At 69.5% G+C, this 17,026-nt stretch carries 14 protein-coding genes; 8 read left to right on the top strand and 6 right to left on the bottom strand.

The genetic code is table 11. The features are described from left to right. Nucleotides 1-225: 225 nt before the first annotated feature. Nucleotides 226-1,071: a methylenetetrahydrofolate reductase gene (locus tag GH747_RS19670; RefSeq protein ID WP_149771317.1), complete on the top strand. Its 846-nt coding sequence runs from the start codon at nucleotides 226-228 to the stop codon at nucleotides 1,069-1,071. Between the two features lie 17 nt (nucleotides 1,072-1,088). Here GH747_RS19670 and GH747_RS19675 read toward each other — a convergent pair whose 3' ends face one another. Genes GH747_RS19675 through GH747_RS19695 form a run of 5 tightly spaced genes read right to left on the bottom strand, consistent with a single transcriptional unit; the run spans nucleotide 1,089 to nucleotide 5,990 of the window. Next, nucleotides 1,089-1,733 carry a DUF1638 domain-containing protein gene (locus GH747_RS19675; protein WP_149771318.1) on the bottom strand — a complete coding sequence of 215 codons (645 nt, stop codon included), beginning with the start codon at nucleotides 1,731-1,733 and terminating at the stop codon, nucleotides 1,089-1,091. Then, nucleotides 1,672-3,609, bottom strand: a complete 1,938-nt coding sequence (locus GH747_RS19680) for an ASKHA domain-containing protein (protein ID WP_149771319.1) — start codon at nucleotides 3,607-3,609, stop codon at nucleotides 1,672-1,674. Before GH747_RS19680 ends, GH747_RS19675 begins: the two co-directional genes overlap by 62 nt. A 13-nt stretch (nucleotides 3,610-3,622) precedes the next feature. Further along, nucleotides 3,623-4,516, bottom strand: a complete 894-nt coding sequence (locus tag GH747_RS19685) for a dihydropteroate synthase (RefSeq protein ID WP_149771320.1) — start codon at nucleotides 4,514-4,516, stop codon at nucleotides 3,623-3,625. Then, entirely contained in the window at nucleotides 4,513-5,178 is a 666-nt protein-coding gene (locus tag GH747_RS19690; RefSeq protein WP_149771321.1) for a corrinoid protein, read from the bottom strand. Before GH747_RS19690 ends, GH747_RS19685 begins: the two co-directional genes overlap by 4 nt. Then, nucleotides 5,175-5,990, bottom strand: a complete 816-nt coding sequence (locus GH747_RS19695; protein WP_149771322.1) for an IclR family transcriptional regulator — start codon at nucleotides 5,988-5,990, stop codon at nucleotides 5,175-5,177. The genes GH747_RS19690 and GH747_RS19695 overlap by 4 nt, the downstream gene beginning before the upstream one ends. Nucleotides 5,991-6,086: 96 nt before the next feature. On the opposite strand from GH747_RS19695, the gene GH747_RS19700 reads away from it, so the two are divergent. Further along, nucleotides 6,087-7,526, top strand: coding sequence for a trimethylamine methyltransferase family protein (locus GH747_RS19700; protein WP_149771323.1), 1,440 nt, complete (start codon nucleotides 6,087-6,089; stop codon nucleotides 7,524-7,526). Between the two features lie 225 nt (nucleotides 7,527-7,751). Here the strand turns inward: GH747_RS19700 and purU are convergent, their stop codons facing one another. Next, nucleotides 7,752-8,630 (bottom strand): formyltetrahydrofolate deformylase, encoded by an 879-nt coding sequence (gene purU / locus GH747_RS19705; RefSeq protein ID WP_149771324.1) that lies wholly within the window; start codon nucleotides 8,628-8,630, stop codon nucleotides 7,752-7,754. Between the two features lie 89 nt (nucleotides 8,631-8,719). Here purU and GH747_RS19710 point away from each other — a divergent pair, with 89 nt between their 5' ends. The 6 genes from GH747_RS19710 to GH747_RS19735 all read left to right on the top strand — a co-directional run bounded on the left by GH747_RS19710 (nucleotide 8,720) and on the right by GH747_RS19735 (nucleotide 16,922). Continuing rightward, nucleotides 8,720-9,484: an IclR family transcriptional regulator gene (locus tag GH747_RS19710; protein WP_205603027.1), complete on the top strand. Its 765-nt coding sequence runs from the start codon at nucleotides 8,720-8,722 to the stop codon at nucleotides 9,482-9,484. A gap of 176 nt (nucleotides 9,485-9,660) precedes the next feature. Continuing rightward, nucleotides 9,661-11,130: an aldehyde dehydrogenase family protein gene (locus GH747_RS19715; protein WP_149771325.1), complete on the top strand. Its 1,470-nt coding sequence runs from the start codon at nucleotides 9,661-9,663 to the stop codon at nucleotides 11,128-11,130. 27 nt (nucleotides 11,131-11,157) lie between these two features. Continuing rightward, nucleotides 11,158-12,864, top strand: coding sequence for a choline dehydrogenase (betA, locus tag GH747_RS19720; protein ID WP_149771326.1), 1,707 nt, complete (start codon nucleotides 11,158-11,160; stop codon nucleotides 12,862-12,864). Then, nucleotides 12,861-13,895: a quaternary amine ABC transporter ATP-binding protein gene (locus GH747_RS19725; protein WP_149771327.1), complete on the top strand. Its 1,035-nt coding sequence runs from the start codon at nucleotides 12,861-12,863 to the stop codon at nucleotides 13,893-13,895. The genes betA and GH747_RS19725 overlap by 4 nt, the downstream gene beginning before the upstream one ends. Continuing rightward, on the top strand, nucleotides 13,892-15,883 hold the full coding sequence (locus GH747_RS19730) for an ABC transporter permease (RefSeq protein WP_149771328.1): 1,992 nt from the start codon (nucleotides 13,892-13,894) through the stop codon (nucleotides 15,881-15,883). Before GH747_RS19725 ends, GH747_RS19730 begins: the two co-directional genes overlap by 4 nt. Before the next feature lie 43 nt (nucleotides 15,884-15,926). Next, nucleotides 15,927-16,922: an ABC transporter substrate-binding protein gene (locus tag GH747_RS19735; protein WP_228553012.1), complete on the top strand. Its 996-nt coding sequence runs from the start codon at nucleotides 15,927-15,929 to the stop codon at nucleotides 16,920-16,922. Nucleotides 16,923-17,026: the final 104 nt, after the last annotated feature.

The raw sequence follows: 17,026 nt of genomic DNA on the forward strand, positions 1-17,026 counted from the left end.
TCCACCAGCTGCCGAACGCTGCTGGCCAACCACCGGGCGGGCGCTCGACTACGCCTACGGCGAGGGAGCGGAGTAGCACCGGCTGACGAAGCCACCTCTACGAGTACGAAGCCACGCCTACTAGCCACGCTTCGTCCTCGTAGGGGTGGCTTCGTCGCGCTCGCCGTCGTCGAAGCTCGGCTAGACTGAGCGAGTTCTGATGCGCATCACGAAACGAGTTGCACTATGCGCAACCAGGCCGTTCGCCGTACGCTGGTCCGGCTGCTCGAGCACGCACGCTACGAGGTGCTGCCCACACCCTCCGCCGAGGCGAAGGTGATCGAGCACGTCCCGCTCGACATCGCCGTCACCGTCACCGCGTCGCCGAGCAAGGGACTGCCCGCGACGCTCGAGCTGGCCGAGCGACTCGCGACGCGCGGCTACGTGACGGTCCCCCACCTTGCGGCGCGGATGGTGAGCGGTCGCTCTGAGCTCGTCGAGATCTCCGAGCGCCTGAAGGCAGCGGGCATCACTCGCGTGTTCGTGCCCGGCGGCGACGCGGATCCCGTCGGTGACTACGCGGACGCGCTCGCACTCCTGGAGGACCTCGCCGTGATGGGGCACCCGTTCGAGCAGGTCGGAGTCACCGGCTATCCGGAGTCTCACCCGACGATCCACGACGACCTGACGGTGCAGGCCATGTGGGACAAGCGCCGGTACGCGACGCACGTCGTCAGCAACCTCAGCTTCGACCCTGCGGTGATCCGGGTCTGGATCCAGCGGATGCGCAGCCGCGGCGTCACCATGCCGCTCCTGCTCGGGATGCCTGGACCTGTCGACCGGACCAAGCTGCTCTCGATGGCGACCAAGATCGGCGTCGGCGAGTCGACACGGTTCCTCGCCAAGAACAAGGGCACGTTCGCCCGCCTCGCGGCACCCGGCGGGTTCACCGGCGAGCGGTTCCTCCTCAAGTGCGCCCCGACCCTCAGCGAGCCCACCTCGCTCGTCGAGGGTCTGCACGTCTTCACGTTCAACCAGATCGAGGAGACCGAGGCCTGGCGGCAAGGGCTCCTCAGCCGTCTCCGCAGCTGACGCAGTCGCAGGGGGCTTCAGCGCAGCAGCGCCTCCAGCGCCGACTCGAGCCTGGCGTTGCCGGTCTCCACGACCGTCAGCGGCAGCCCGATCCGATCGGAGGCCGCAGCCGCGAGCCGTCGCAGCTCGTCGTCGGGCTCCTGAGCCAGCCACACGACACGCGTGTAGTGCCCGAAGTAGTCCTCGCGCAGCTCCGGCCACCGGTCGAGCCCGAGCTCCCGCTCGACGGTCCTCGCGAACGACCGCACCAGGAAGTCGGTGAGCAGGTACGTGCCCGGCTGGTCCTCGAAGAACCGCTCGATCCGATCTGCACCCGCGTAGACGTCGTAGCAGTGGAGGCCCGGAAGCCGTGCCAACCCCAGCTCGTCGCACACGGCGTCCAGGGCGCCGTACGTCCCGCAGTCGGCGTAGCCGACCACGACCCGCGCGTACGACGGCCGCAGCCGCCGCGCCAAGGCTCGGACCTCGCCCGCGATCTCCTGAGGCTGGTTGTGCAGCAGCGGAGGCAGAGGGTGGACCTCGACGGGCCATCCGCGGCGCGCCACGATCGTGGCGCACGGCTGGGCGATCGCGCCGCAGGCGATCAGGGCGGTCCGCTCCTCAGAAGGAGAGCTGGTCGACGAACCGGTCGTTGAAGTCGGCGCGGTCGGAGAGCTCGACATAGGTCACCTCCTCGATCAGCGTCCGCGCACCTGCCCGCTCACGCGTCGAGAGGAGCGCCATCTTGGCCCCCTCGCCGGCGACGTTCCCCGCAGCGACGATGCGCAGCACCGGCAGGGCCGGGACCAGGCCGATGCGCACCGCCGAGGCCGCCGACAGATAGCTGCCGAAGGAGCCTGCGAGCAGCACCTGCTGGACGTCACGGTGCTCGATCTGCAGCTCCTCGAGCAGCAACGACCACCCCGTGGAGATCGCCGCCTTGGCGAACTGCAGCTCGCGCACATCACGCTGCGAGAGCACCACGCACTCCTCTGGGGACGCGTCCGGGGTCGGCCGGTGGAGGATGAACACCCGCTCCTGGCCGACGTACGTGAGACGGTCCGCGAGCGCGGGCGCGACCTCCTTGGCAACCTCGGCAGCGACGTAGCGCCCGCTCATGTCGAGCATCCCGACCCTGACCAGCTCGGCGACCGCGTCGACCAGACCGGACCCGCACAGCCCGCGCGGCTCCACGTCGCCGATGACCCCGAGCTCGACGGACTCCCCCAGCGTCACGACCTCGATCGCACCGTCGGCCGCACGCATGCCGCAGCGGATCGCGCCACCCTCGAACGCGGGCCCCGCGGGCGCCGCGGTGGCCAGGATCCGGTCTCCGTCGCTGACCACGATCTCGCAGTTGGTCCCGACGTCGATGAAAAGGCGGGTGCGCTTGTCGCGGTCCATGCCGGTCGCGAGCATGCCGGCGACGATGTCGCCACCGACGTACGCGCCGAGCGCAGGAAAGAAGGTCACGCGGGCCCGTGGGTGCAACGACAGGCCGAGCTCGGACGCGAGCAGGTCGGGCGGCTGCGCAGCGGACATCACGAACGGCGCCATCCCGAGCGGCTCCGGATCGATGCCCAGTGCCAGCGCAGTCATCGTCGCGTTGCCGGCAAGGGCCACCTCGTACACCGTCGCGGGATCCACCCCGCCCTCCGCACACACCTGGGTCGCCAGCGACGCGAGCGTCTCGCAGGCGGCGGTCCTCAGCCGGCCGAGGGCGTCGGGATCCATCATCGTCGCGCTGATCCGCGTGATCACGTCACCGCCGAACGGCTGCTGCCGGTTGAGCATCGAGGCGACCGCGACGGGCGTGCCGGTGGTGACGTCGAGCAGCGTCGCGACCACCGTCGTCGTGCCGAGATCGACCGCCAGGGCGTGCTGCGTCGTGGTGGTGTCGCCCGGCTCGACGTCGATCAGCGCCTCGTCGACGACAACCGCGGTGACCTTGAAGTCGGCCGAACGCAGGGCTGCCGGGAGCCGGCGCAGCACGTGCAGGTCGGGCTTCGGCTCGAGATCGTCGATCGCGTCGAGGAGCCGGGCGAGGTCGGTGCGCTGGTCGGCGAGCGTGGGCTCGTCCAGCTCGACGTAGCGCTTCTGCACCGCAGGACGCAGGATCACCTGGCGCCCCACGCCCACCGTCGCCGCCTTCGGCCGGGTGGTGAGCGGGGGGACGTCGACGCTCAGGTCGCGGGTCGCGTTGACCAGGCAGGCGAGGCGCCAGCCGTCGTCGAGCTGCTCGCGTGTGAACGTCCGGACGTCGTGCCGCGTCACGGGGTTCGTCCCGTCGATGCGGACCTTGCACTTGTGGCAGGTGCCATGTCCGCCACAGGTCGAGTCGATCGCGATGCCGTTCCACGACGCGGCGTCGAACACGGTGACGCCAGGCGGAACCCGCACCTGACGCTCGGTCGTACGGTCGGGGTCCGCGTCGTGGACCGTGAACGACAGCCCGACGCGACCCGTGCCGTCGTGGGTCGCCGACCCGGCACCGGGTGTCGTCTGCAGGCCCTCTCGGCCTACGGCGTCGAGGTCGACGTCAGGGACAGCGTCGGTCATCGCGCAGCCTCGGTCACGTCGCGGAAGCCGCCTTCGCCCGGTGTGCGGCGATCCACGCCATGCCCCACTCGTCGTGGTCGAGGAAGACGTCGGCCGCCTTCACCGCCTCGACGATCTGCGGCGTCCGCGTGTCCATGATCGCGCTGGTCAGCCCGGCCGCCATCGCCATCGGCAGCCATGCCGCGCCGAGGGTGTGCCGGTCCGGCATCCCGAACGACGTGTTGGACGCGCCGCAGGTCATGTTGACGCCGTGCTCGTCGCGGATCCGACGCATCGTCTCCCAGGTCACCCGCGACGTGGTGGTGTCAGCCCCGATCGGCATCGCCAGCGGGTCGATGACGATGTCGGCCTTGGCGATGCCGTACTCCTCGGTGGCGACGCGGATGATCTTGGCCGTGAGGTCGAGCCGCTTGTCGGCCTCCATCGGGATCTCGTCCTCGTCGTTGGGCAGCGCGATGATCGCGGCGTCGTACCGCTTCACCAGGGGAAGGATCGCGGCGAGACGCTCGTCCTCCGCCGTGACCGAGTTGACCAGGGCACGTCCCTCGTACGCCGAGAGTCCCGCCTCCAGCGCCTCGACCACGGACGAGTCGATGCAGATCGGCAGGTCGGTGACCGACTGGATCAGACGGATCGCCGACGCCAGCAGCTCGGGCTCGTCGGTGAGCGGCACGCCCATGTTGACGTCGAGCACGTCGGCACCGCCCTCGACCTGGGCCTTCACGTCCTTCTCGATCGCCGACATGTCGCCAGCACGCAGCTGTTCCTGGAAGATGCGCCGCCCGGTCGGGTTGATGCGCTCTCCGATCAGGCAGAACCGCTGGTCGTGCCCGATCCGGACCTCCTTCGAGGCGGACCGCAGGACCGTGTGGAGGGGCTCGCCAGGCTCGGCCGACGGGGAGGTCACGCGGGAACCTTCGTACGGCGTGCGTCGAGCAGGGCCTTCGCGCGCTTCACGCAGGCCGAGGCGTCTGCGGCGTAGCCGTCGGCACCGACCGCGTCGGCGTACTCCTGGGTGACGGGCGCACCGCCGACCATGACGACGACCTCGTTGCGCAGGCCGGCCTTCTCGAGGGCGTTGATGTTGGCCTTGAACATCGGCATGGTCGTGGTGAGGAATGCCGAGAACCCGACGATGTCGGGCTGGTGCTCCTCGATCGCCGCGACGAACTTCTCCGGCGCCACCTGAACCCCGAGGTCGATCACCTCGAAGCCCGCGCCCTCCAGCATGATGTTGACGAGGTTCTTGCCGATGTCGTGCACGTCGCCCTTGACGGTGCCCATCAGGAACTTGCCGACGGTCGCGACGCCGGTCTCGGCGAGCAGCGGGCGGAGCCGCTCCATGGCGCCCGCCATCGCCCGCCCGGCGATCAGCATCTCCGGCACGAAGAAGTCACCGCGCTCGAACCGAGCGCCGACCTCCTCCAACGAGGGGATGAGCGCGTCGAAGAGCAGCGTCTGCGGCTCCATCGCGTTCGACAGACCCTCCTCCGTCAGCTCGAGGACACGTGGGGCGTTGCCGACGAGCGTCTCGTCGTACAGGCCCTGCAGAATCTCTTGTGGGGTCACGCCGCGCCCTCCGTGCTCGTGAGTGGGTCTGACTTCTGGGGGTCGTTCTTCTGCGAGGGGGTTCGGCCGCGCAGCAGCGTCGACAGCTGGGCTGCGTGGAAGGCCAGGAGCTCTCCGACCCCGTCCAGGCGGTCCTCGAGCCGTGCCGTCGGGCCCGAGACGCCGAGCGCCGCGACCACGTCACCGCGCACGCCCTTCACGGGGACGGCGATGCCGGTCAGCCCGATCTCGAGCTCGCCGTCGGTGATCGCCCAGCCTCGCTCGCGGATCCGCATGCCGTCGCGGCGCAGCTCCTCCGACGAGGTGATCGTCGCGTCCGTGAAGGTCTCGAGCGCGCCGGCCGGCATGGCGAGCGCACCCCATGCGTACAGGACCTTGCCGAGCGCGGAGCAGTGCGGGGGGACCTCGACCTCGGTCCAGTCACGGGTGCCGAGCAGGTAGCGGCTGTCGACCTGGGCGACCTGCACGACCTTGTCACCGCGGGCGACCGAGAGATGGACGGTCTCGAGGGTCTCCTCGCCGATCCGCTCCATGGCGGGGCGTGCCAGGCGGACCATCTCCTCCCACGGGTCGTGACGCGCGGCGTACAGCCAGAAGAGGCTGCCCGCGACGAAGGAGCCGTCGGCGTCGCGCTCGACCAGCCCCGTGCGTTCGAGCGCAGCGAGCATCCGCGACGTCGTCGACTTGGCCAGACCGCTGGAGTCCTGGAGCTCGGCGAAGGTCAGCGGCTCGTCGGCGTGCACGACCGTCGACACGAGCTGCGCAGCCCGGTCGACCGCCTGCGTCCCGCTGCCGCTGCTTGCGCCGCTCACCGTGCACTCCTTCTCTCGGTGTCCTCACAGGCCTTCTCAAACGGTCCCATGATGTGGAACTCTGGTCCCACATCATGAGGTTACTCAGGAGGGCTGATGTTCCGCAACAAGATGCCGCGCTACGAGATCCTTTCCGAGGACGCGATGGCGACGCTGGACGCCGGGTGGCGTCGGCTCGTCAGTGAGATCGGCGTCGAGTTCATGGACTCACGAGCCCGCGACCTCTTCTCCGCAGCCGGCCAGAAGGTCGAGGGCGACACGGTCTTCCTCGACCCCGAGTTCGTCCTGGAGCAGGTGGCGAAGGCTCCCCGGGAGTTCGACCTCCAGGCCCGCAACCCCGCCAACACCGTGCACATCGGCGGTGACGCGATGGCGTTCGGCGCGGTCTACGGCCCCCCGTTCGTCCGCCAGGGGGACGTCCGCCGCGAGGGCACGATGGAGGACTTCCGCAACTTCTCCCGCCTCGCGCAGAGCTTCGCCGCGCTCGACTCAGCAGGCGGTGTGATCACCGAGCCCAACGACACCCCGCTCGACAGCCGGCACCTCGACATGACGTACGCGCTCCAGACGCTGACCGACAAGATCTACATGGGCAACGTCGTCTCCGGCGTCAACGCGCGCGACACGATCGCCATGACCGAGATCCTCTTCGGCTCCCGCGACGCGATCGAGGAGACGCCGGCCCTGATCTCGCTGATCAACTGCAACTCACCGCTGCGCTGGGACGACCGGATGCTGGAGGCCCAGTTCGAGTACTCGGCGGCCAACCAGCCTGTCGTCCTCACCCCGTTCATCCTGATGGGGGCGATGTCGCCGGTCACGATCCCAGCCGCGCTCGTGCAGCAGATCGCCGAGGCGCTGTCGGGCATCGCGCTGTCCCAGCTGATCCGTCCGGGCTGCCCCGTGGTGTTCGGTTCGTTCCTCTCCAACATCGACATGCAGTCCGGGTCTCCGACGTTCGGGACTCCGGAGTCGGGCATCGGCCTGCTCTGCACCGGCCAGATCGCCCGGCACTTCGGGCTCCCGTTCCGTACCGGTGGGGGTCTGACGTCGTCCCAGGTGCCGGACGCCCAGGCCGGGTATGAGGCGATGATGACGCTGCTGCCGACGTTCCTCGCCGGCGCGAACTGGGTGATGCACTCGGCCGGGTGGCTCGAGGGCGGCCTCGTGTCGGGCTACGAGAAGTTCGTCATCGACTGCGAGCTCGTCCAGATGCTGCAGCACGAGTTCACCCCGCTCGAGATCGACGAGGCCTCGCTCGCCTTCGACGCCCACACCGAGGTCGGGCACGGCGGCCACTTCCTGGGCGCGATGCACACGATGGAGCGCTTCCGGACCTGCTTCTACCGGCCGTTCCTGTCCTCGTCGGAGAACTACGAGCGATGGATGCGTGGAGGCGCGAAGGACACGGCCGAGCGGGCGACCGAGATCTATCAGAAGCGGCTGGAGGAGTACGAGCAGCCGCCGCTCGACGAGGCGATCCGCGAGGAGCTCGAGGCGTACGTCGTCCGTCGGCGCGCCGAGCTCGGCGACTGACGCAGCCGCGGCGTACGGCAGCAGCGGCTCGGCTCGGGGCCCCGGGCCGCCCGCGGGGAACGAAGCCACTCCCGCTGGTACGAAGCCACTCCTACAACCTGCGCTTCGTACGGGTAAGCGTGGCTTCGTCGCTCCGCCCCCGCGGCGGGCTGGATCCAGCACCCTGGCCACTCGCGGGCGCACACGGGGTGACTCGCGAGCCCGCACGCGGCGACTCGCGGGCGGTCAGCGGAAGACGACGGTGCGAGCACCGTTGGGAAGCACCCGCGACTGCGAGTGCCACCGCACGGCGCGCGAGAGCACCTGCGCCTCGACGTCGCGGCCGGCAGCCACGAGCGCCTCCTGGTCGTAGCTGTGATCGACCCGGACGACGTCCTGCTCGATGATCGGACCTTCGTCGAGGTCGGCGGTGACGTAGTGCGCGGTCGCCCCGACCAGCTTCACGCCTCGGTCGAACGCCTGGTGGTACGGCTTGGCGCCCTTGAAGCTCGGCAGGAACGAGTGGTGGATGTTGATCGCCCGTCCGGACAGCGCCCGGCACGTCTCGTCCGACAGCACCTGCATGTAGCGCGCGAGCACGACGAGGTGCACGTCGAGCTCGTCGACCAGCTCGAGCAGCCGTCGCTCGGCGTGGGGCTTCGACTCCGGGGTCACTGGCAGGTGCACGAACGGCACGCCGTACGACGCCGCCATTGCCTCGGCGTCCGCGTGGTTCGACACGACTGCCGGGACCGCGATCTGCAGCGACCCGGTGCTCGTGCGGAACAGCAGGTCGTTGAGGCAGTGCAGATGCTTGGAGACCATGATGAGCGTCCGGTACGGCGCGTCGGCGTCCCAGAGCTCGAAGTCCATCGCGAACCGCTCGGCGATCGGCGCGAAGGCCGTACGCAGGTCGCCGGCCGACGGCGTACCCGTGACCTCGACGTCGATCCGCATGAAGAACCGGCCGCTGAGCCGGTCGCCGTACTGCTGGCTCTCCAGGATGTTGCCACCGTGCTCGGCGAGGAACCCCGACACCGCATGGACGATGCCGGGCCGGTCCGGGCACGAGAGAATGAGCACGAAGTCGCCGGCCGCGACCGTCGCGAGTGCACTTCCTGACACCGGACCACCTCCGAGGAACCGGGGCAGGTGTTGCGCTGCAAGCAACTCGACCTACGATACGCAACACCCTTTGGGTTAGTGTCGCTATCGTGAACGAACCAAGCGGCGGCGTCCAGTCGGTTGACCGCGCCCTCACCATCCTCGAGATCCTCGCCCGGGTCGGCGAGGCCGGCGTCACCGAGATCGCCGGCGAGCTCGGCGTCCACAAGAGCACCGCGTTCCGCCTCGTCAGCACGCTCGAGTCGCACCGCCTCGTCGAGCAGACGACCGAGCGTGGCCGCTACCGGCTCGGCGTCGGCGTGCTGCGTCTCGCGGGCGCGACCACCGCCCGGCTCGACCTGGTGCAGGAAGCACGCCCGGTCTGCGTCCAGCTGGCCGCCGACACCGGAGAGACCGTCAATCTCGCGGTGCTCTCGGACCGCTCCGCGCTCTACCTCGACCAGGTCGCCGGCTCCTCCGCGTTGCAGCCGCACAACTGGGTCGGCCAGCACATCCCGCTGCACGCGACGAGCAACGGCAAGGTGCTCCTGAGCGGGCTGGACGACACGCGCTTCAAGGACACCGTCGGGTCCCTCTCGTCGTACACGGCGAAGACCATCACGACCAAGCCGGCACTGCGTGAAGCGCTGGCCGAGGTCCGCGAGCAGGGCTACGCCGTCGCCGTCGACGAGCTCGAGGACGGACTCGCCGCGGCGGCCGCGCCCGTACGCAACGCGCACGGCGACGTGGTGGCGTCGATGTCCGTCTCGGGTCCGTCGTTCCGGCTCACCGAAGAGCGTCTGGCACGCGTCATCCCCGAGCTGGTCGCCGCCGCCGCCGAGGTCTCCCACCGTCTCGGCTGGGGCCACCGCTAGCCGCACGGCGGCATCACGCACCAAAGTCAATATTGGGTAACGCTGACGGCCTAACCTGCATCGCCACTTGACGCGCCACGCCGCTCACAGCAGTCTCGGCACAGGAATAGTTGCGCGAGATGCACCGTGTTGCGGCATACGCAACGCGTGGTGTCCTGCGGGGATTGAGGCGCCGGGTGCCCGAGCTCTACGTCGACGGCTCGTGGACGAGCGCGCAGGCGGGCGGCCGCCGCGAGATCCGCTGCCCGGCGGACGGTACGCCGGTCGCCGAGGTCGACGAGGCCACTGCCGAGGACTCGGCGGCCGCGATCGCCGCCGCCCACCGCGCGTTCCACGACGGCCCGTGGCCGCACTCCCCCGGTCGCGAGCGCGGCGACCTGCTCCTGAGGGTGGCCGACCTGCTGGAGCGCGACGCGGACGAGATCGCCCGCTGGGAGTCCCTCGACACCGGCAAGCGCTTCGTCGAGAGCCAGTACGACGTGGCCGACGTCGTCTCCGTGTTTCGCCACTACGGCCGGGTCGCCACCGAGGACGCCGGCCGTGTCGTCGACACGGGCAACCCGGACGTCGTCAGCCGTGTCGTCCACGAGCCCGTCGGTGTGTGCGCGCTGATCACGCCGTGGAACTATCCGCTGCTCCAGGTCTCCTGGAAGGTCGCTCCGTGCCTTGCGGCGGGGAACACGTTCGTCCTCAAGCCCAGCGAGCTGACCCCGCACACCGCGATCCACCTGATGCGCCTGCTCGAGGAGGCGGGCCTCCCCGCCGGTGTCTGCAACCTCGTCCTCGGCGCCGGGGCGAGCGCCGGCGCGCCCCTGGCTACCGACGGGCGCGTCGACCTGGTCTCGTTCACCGGCGGTCTGCAGACCGGGCGACGGCTGATGGCGGCGGCGTCGGCCACGGTGAAGCGCGTGGCGCTCGAGCTGGGTGGCAAGAACCCCAACATCGTCTTCGCCGACGCCGACCTCGACGTCGCGCTCGACTTCGCGCTGACGGCGGTCTTCCTCCACTCCGGCCAGGTCTGCTCTGCCGGAGCCCGTCTCCTGGTCGAGCGGGGCATCCACGACGACTTCGTCGAGCGCCTCGTCGAGCGCGCGACACGGATCCGGTTGGGCGGTCCCTTCGACGACGATGCCGAGACCGGGCCACTGACGAGCGCGGACCACCGCGACAAGGTCGAGGCGTACGTCGCGCGCGGCCTCGCCGAGGGTGCGTCCCTGCGCTGTGGTGGCCGCCGCCCCGACGACCCCGGCCTGGCGGACGGCTTCTACTACCTGCCCACGATCCTCGACGACTGCACCAGCGCGATGTCGGTGACCCAGGACGAGTCGTTCGGACCGGTCCTCACCGTCGAGACCTTCGCGGACGAGGACGAAGCGGTGGGCATCGCGAACGACTCGATCTACGGCCTCGCCGGTGCCGTGTGGACGCAGGACGCGGGCAAGGCGCAGCGCGTCGCAGGCCGCCTTCGGATGGGCACGGTGTGGATCAACGACTACCACCCGTACGTCCCGCAGGCCGAGTGGGGCGGCTACAAGCAGTCCGGGATCGGCCGTGAGCTCGGCGTCGCCGGCCTCGACGAGTACCGCGAGACCAAGCACGTGTGGCACAACATCCGGCCGGCCGAGCAGCGCTGGTTCCAGGGATAGCAGCAGACGGGGAGAGGCTAGCGAGCAATGGGTGCAGACCGGTTCGACGTCGTCATCGTGGGAGGTGGCTCGGCCGGCTGCGCACTCGCGAACCGGCTCTCCGCCGACCCCGGCACGTCCGTGCTCGTCCTCGAGGCCGGACGGTCCGACTTCCGCGTCGACCCGTTCATCCACATGCCGGCGGCGCTGCCCTTCCCGATCGGCAACCGGCTGTACGACTGGCGCTACGAGACCGATCCCGAGCCGCACCTCGGCGACCGGCGCGTGTTCCACGCCCGCGGCAAGGTCCTCGGCGGGTCGTCCTCGATCAACGGGATGATCTTCCAGCGCGGCAACCCGATGGACTACGAGCGCTGGGCCGCCGACCCGGGCATGGAGCGGTGGGACTACCTGCACTGCCTGCCGTACTTCAAGCGGATGGAGACCTGCCTCGCCGGGGCCGACGAGTGGCGCGGCGGCGACGGCCCGCTCGTCCTCGAGCGCGGGCCTGCCGACAACCCTCTCTTCACCGCGTTCTTCGAGGCGGCGCAGCAGGCCGGCTATCCCTTGACCGACGACGTCAACGGCTACCGCCAGGAGGGCTTCGCGAAGTTTGACCGCAACGTGCACCGCGGACGCCGGCTGTCCGCCGCTCGCGCGTACCTGCACCCCGTCCGTCGCCGCAAGAACCTCGAGGTGAGGACGCTCGCGCACGTCACCGGCGTCCGGTTCGACGGCGCTCGTGCGGTCGGCGTCGACTACCTGCGCGGCGGGCGCGTCCGCCGTACGGTCGACGCCGGTGAGGTCATCCTGTGCGGCGGCGCGATCAACACGCCCCAGGTGTTGCAGCTCTCCGGCGTCGGCGACGAGACGCTCCTGAGGCAGCACGGCATCCCGGTCGTCCAGCACCTGCCCGGCGTCGGCGAGAACGCGCAGGACCACCTCGAGGTCTACATCCAGTACGCGTCGAAGCAGCCCGTCTCGATCGCCCCCGGCCTGAAGTGGCGGCGGCGTCCCGGCATCGGCTACCAGTGGCTGGTCCATCGGCGCGGGCTCGGGGCCACCAACCACTTCGAGGGCGGCGGCTTCTGCCGGAGCAACGCCGATGTCGACTACCCGAACCTGATGTTCCACTTCCTCCCCGTCGCGATCCGGTACGACGGCTCCGCACCGACGCAGGGGCACGGCTACCAGGTGCACATCGGCCCGATGTACGCCGACACCCGGGGCTGGGTGCGCATCCGCTCGCGCGACCCCAAGGAGCACCCGTCGATCCGGTTCAACTACCTCTCGACCGCGAACGACCGTCGTGAGTGGGTCGAGGCGGTCCGGGTGGCGCGTGACATCCTCAACCAGCCGGCGTTCGCGCCGTACAACGACGGCGAGCTCTCCCCCGGCCGGCAGGTCGTCGAGACCGACGAGCAGATCCTCGACTGGGTGCGCGCGGACGCGGAGACCGCCCTGCACCCCTCGTGCACCGCGAAGATGGGCACCGACGAGGCGTCCGTCGTCGACCCCTCGTCGATGAAGGTCCACGGGGTCGAGGGCCTGCGTGTGGTCGACGCCTCTGTCTTCCCCTACGTCACCAACGGCAACATCTACGCCCCCGTGATGATGGTCGCCGAGAAGGCCGCCGACCTGATCGCCGGCCGTACGCCGCTGCCTCCCGCCGAGGTGCCGTACTACCGCTTTCGCGACAGCACTCCCCTCTATCCGCCCGGCGACAGCCGCAACAGCCCGGAGGAACGCTCATGACGGATGCCGCCCTGACCGTCCGCAACCTGTGGAAGATCTTCGGCAAGGGTGCCGACCGGATCGTCGGCACGCCCGACGCCGACCTGTCCCGCGCCGACCTCAAGACGAAGACGGGATGCGTGGTCGGTGTCCGTGACGTCTCGTTCGACGTCGCTCCCGGCGAGGTGTTCGTCGTGATGGGGCTGTCGGGCTCGGGCAAGTCCACGCTCGTACGCTGCCTCACCCGGCTGATCGAGCCGACCGCGGGGCAGGTCGAGATCGACGGTCACGACATCGTCAAGGCGAGCGAGTCCGAGCTGCGCGAGCTGCGCCGTACCCACGCCTCGATGGTCTTCCAGCACTTCGGGCTGCTGCCGCACCGCCAGGTGATCGACAACGTCGCGTACGGCCTGGAGGTCCGAGGCATCGGCAAGAAGGAGCGTCGCGCGAAGGCCGGCGAGATCGTCGACCTGGTCGGCCTGTCCGGATACGAGCTGTCGTACCCCGACCAGCTGTCGGGCGGCATGCAGCAACGCGTCGGGCTCGCCCGGGCACTGGCCAACGATCCCGCTCTGCTCCTGTTCGACGAGCCGTTCTCGGCGCTGGACCCGCTGATCCGCCGGGACATGCAGAACGAGGTGATCCGGCTCCATCACGAGCTCGGCAAGACGATGGTCTTCATCACCCACGACCTCCAGGAGGCCCTCAAGCTCGGCGACCGCATCCTGATCATGCGCGACGGCGCGATCGTGCAGATCGGCACGCCGGACGAGGTGGTCGCGGAGCCTGCCGACGACTACGTCAAGGACTTCACCTCCGAGGTGCCGCGCTCGCACGTGCTCACGTTGCGGTGGGTGATGCGCGACCCGCGGCCCGACGACTCGAGTGAGGGTCCCGTGATGACCTCCACCACGGTCGTCCGCCAGGCCGCGAAGGCCGCGCTCGCGTCGGCGCATCCGGTTCGCGTGGTCGACGACGGCGAGCTGGTGGGCATCGTGGACGACGACGCGATCCTCCGTGTGGTGGTCGCCGAGGAGGAGGCGCGCTCGTGAGCGTCACAGCCACGCGGCCCCGTCTCGAGCCCGGCGCCGCCCCACCACCGGTCCAGGAACGCCGGAAGCTGCCACGCTGGGCGTGGGGACTCGTCGTCGTCGGCGTGTGGATCCTGATCTGGGCGTTCACGAAGGGCCAGGACACGCTCCAGATGCCGCAGCGTGCGCACACCGACGTGCAGCAGGCGCTGACCGAGTTCCGCGACGCCGTCCTCGCCAGTCGCGACACGAACCCGGTCGTCCAGCTGACCTATCAGATCGGCGCCTGGTTCGTGGACCTCGTCAGCTGGCTCCAGCGGCTGGTGTCGATCCCCGACCTCCCCCGGCCGGTGCCCCAGATCGGGTGGCTCGGCGTCGTCGCGCTCGCGACGTGGGCCGGTCTCGCGGCGGCCGGCTGGCGGATCGCGATCCTCGTCGGCGCGTCGTTCCTGTCCTTCGGCCTGTTCGGCTACTGGTCGGACTCCATGGACCTGCTGATCATCACCGGCATCGCTGTCACGATCGCGATCCTGATCGGGATCCCGCTCGCGGTCTACTACGGGACGGCGGGACGCACCGGGGTGAAGGCCGTCACCACCGTGCTCGACCTGATGCAGACGATGCCGACCTTCGTCTATCTGAGCCCGGTCGTCCTCTTCTTCGGCATCGGCGCCTCGGCCGCCGTCGTGTGCACCGTGATCTATGCCGTGCCTCCGATCATCAGGATCGCCGGCTACGGCATCCGCAACGTGTCGGCGACGACGATCGAGGCGACCGACTCCTCGGGCCAGACACGCTGGCAACGCCTCACCAAGGTGCAGCTCCCGATGGCGCGCTCGACCATCGTGGTCGGCATCAACCAGACCACGATGGCGGCGCTGTCGATGGCGACGATCGCAGCCTTCGTCGACGGACCGGGTCTCGGGCAGCCCGTGCTGTCGGCGCTCTTCCGCAACGACGTCGGCAACGCCTTCGTGCCCGGTGCCCTGATCGTGGTGATCGCGGTGATGCTCGACCGGACGACGACCGCGGCCAGCGAGGCGTCGGAGAAGGCCGCCCGTGGGCAGATCGACCTCCGCATGCGCCGGCTGGTCCTCGCGGTGACCGGCGTGGGGGCGCTCGTGGCGGTGTGGATGTCGCGGCAGTTCCTGTGGGCGGCAGAGTTCCCCACCACGTCGTGGGGACCGACGGTCGCCGACGCCGTGGACTCCTTCTTCACCTGGATCACCGACACCTTCGACGGACTCACGCAGGCGGTCGCGGACGCGGTGACCAACGGTCTGCTCAACCCGTTGCAGGACCTCATCGCCGAGTCTCCGTGGTGGCTGACCGCGCTGGCGATCCTCGCTCTCGCGCTGGTCTTCGGCGGACTCAAGGCACTGCTGCCCACCGTCGTGTGCCTCGTGGGGCTTCGGGTGCTCGGCCTGTGGCACGACGCGATGATCACGCTCACGATGGTGCTCGTCGCGACGCTGCTCGTGATGGTGCTCGCGGTGGTGCTGGGTGTCTGGATGGCCCGCCGCAGGATGGTCGACCTCGCGATCCGGCCGTTCCTCGACGCGGGTCAGACGATCCCGCCGTTCGTCTACCTGATCCCGGTCCTCGCGCTCTTCGGCCCGTCGCGCTTCACGGCGATCATCGCCGGCGTCGTCTACGCGGCGCCGATCGCGATCAAGCTCGTCGCCGACGGCGTCAGGAACGTGTCGACCACCACGCTGGAGGCGGCACGCTCGACGGGCTCGACGACCTGGCAGGAGATCACCAAGGTCCAGCTCCCGATGGCGCAGGGATCGCTCGTGCTGGCGGCCAACCAGGGCCTGCTCTACGTCCTGTCGATGGTCGTGATCGGCGGCATGGTCGGCGCGGGCGCGCTCGGCTACGACATCGTGCTCGGCGCCTCCCGCTCCGAGGAGTGGGGCAAGGGCGCCGCCGCGGGTATCAGCATCGTCCTTCTCGGGATCATGCTCGACCGGATCATGCGCGCCTCGGCGCGAACCGACACGGATTGACCTCAGGCACGGACTCACACCAGGAAGCGACGAAGGAGCTCAGATGCACATCGGTGGGAAGCACAGCGGAAGGAAGCAGGGCAGCCGGCTGGCAGCCGCGGCGTGCGCGATGGTCGTGCTCGCCGGATGCGGCGGCAGCTCGATCGACGACCAGACCAAGGAGAACGAGTCCAAGGCCGGCGGCGGCGACTGCGGCGAGGTCAACATGGCGATCAACCCGTGGGTCGGGTACGAGGCCAGCGCGTACGTCGTCGGCGCGGTGGCCGAGTCCGAGCTCGGCTGCACCATGAACTACAAGGAGCTCAAGGAGGACGTCTCCTGGCAGGGCTTCGGCACCGGCGAGGTGGACGTGGTCATCGAGGACTGGGGCCACCCCGACCTCGAGAAGAAGTTCTTCGCCGAGGCCGGTGACGGCAGCGCCGAGGACTTCGGCCCCAACGGGAACGTCGGAATCATCGGCTGGTTCGTCCCGCCGTGGCTGGCCGAGGAGCACCCCGACATCCTCGAGTACGAGAACCTCAACAAGTACGCGAAGGAGTTCTCGACCAGCGAGTCCGGTGGCAAGGGCCAGTTCCTCGGCGCAGACCCGTCGTACGTCCAGTTCGACGAGGCGATCGTCAGCAACCTCGGCCTCGACTTCAAGGTGGTCTTCTCCGGCAGCGAGGCCGCGAGCATCACGGCGTTCCAGCAGGCCGAGAAGAACAAGGAGTTCCTGATCGGCTACTTCTACGAGCCCCAGTGGCTCTTCGCCGACGTCGATCTGCAGCGGGTGAACCTGCCGGAGTACACCGACGGATGTCAGGACGATCCGGCGAAGGTCGACTGCGACTACCCCGAGACCGAGCTCAAGAAGATCGTGTCGACCTCATGGGTCGACGAGGGCGGGCCGGCGGTCGACCTGGTGAAGAACTTCACCTGGACCAACGACGACCAGAACCTCGTCGCCAAGTACATCTCCGAGGACGGGATGAAGCCGGCGGACGCGGCGAAGAAGTGGGTCGACGAGAACCAGGACAAGGTCGACGCCTGGCTCGGCTGAGTACTCCGGGCGATCACCCGTCACCGGGAGGGGTTGACCCCCTGCCGGTGACGGGTGATCCTGGAGCAAGTTTCGCATCACGCACCGCGTTGCACCATACGCAA

The sequence above is a fragment of the Mumia xiangluensis genome (genome assembly GCF_010994095.1).
Taxonomy (GTDB): Bacteria; Actinomycetota; Actinomycetes; order Propionibacteriales; family Nocardioidaceae; genus Mumia; species Mumia xiangluensis.

Bases quoted from the DNA above. Each gene is read 5' to 3' on its own strand.
- GH747_RS19670 (WP_149771317.1), top strand. From the start codon at position 226: ATGCGCAACCAGGCCGTTCGCCGTACGCTGGTCCGGCTGCTCGAGCAC.
- GH747_RS19675 (WP_149771318.1), bottom strand. From the start codon at position 1,733: ATGTCGAGCTCTCCGACCGCGCCGACTTCAACGACCGGTTCGTCGACC.
- GH747_RS19680 (WP_149771319.1), bottom strand. From the start codon at position 3,609: ATGACCGACGCTGTCCCTGACGTCGACCTCGACGCCGTAGGCCGAGAG.
- GH747_RS19700 (WP_149771323.1), top strand. From the start codon at position 6,087: ATGTTCCGCAACAAGATGCCGCGCTACGAGATCCTTTCCGAGGACGCG.
- betA (WP_149771326.1), top strand. From the start codon at position 11,158: ATGGGTGCAGACCGGTTCGACGTCGTCATCGTGGGAGGTGGCTCGGCC.
- GH747_RS19725 (WP_149771327.1), top strand. From the start codon at position 12,861: ATGACGGATGCCGCCCTGACCGTCCGCAACCTGTGGAAGATCTTCGGC.
- GH747_RS19735 (WP_228553012.1), top strand. From the start codon at position 15,927: ATGCACATCGGTGGGAAGCACAGCGGAAGGAAGCAGGGCAGCCGGCTG.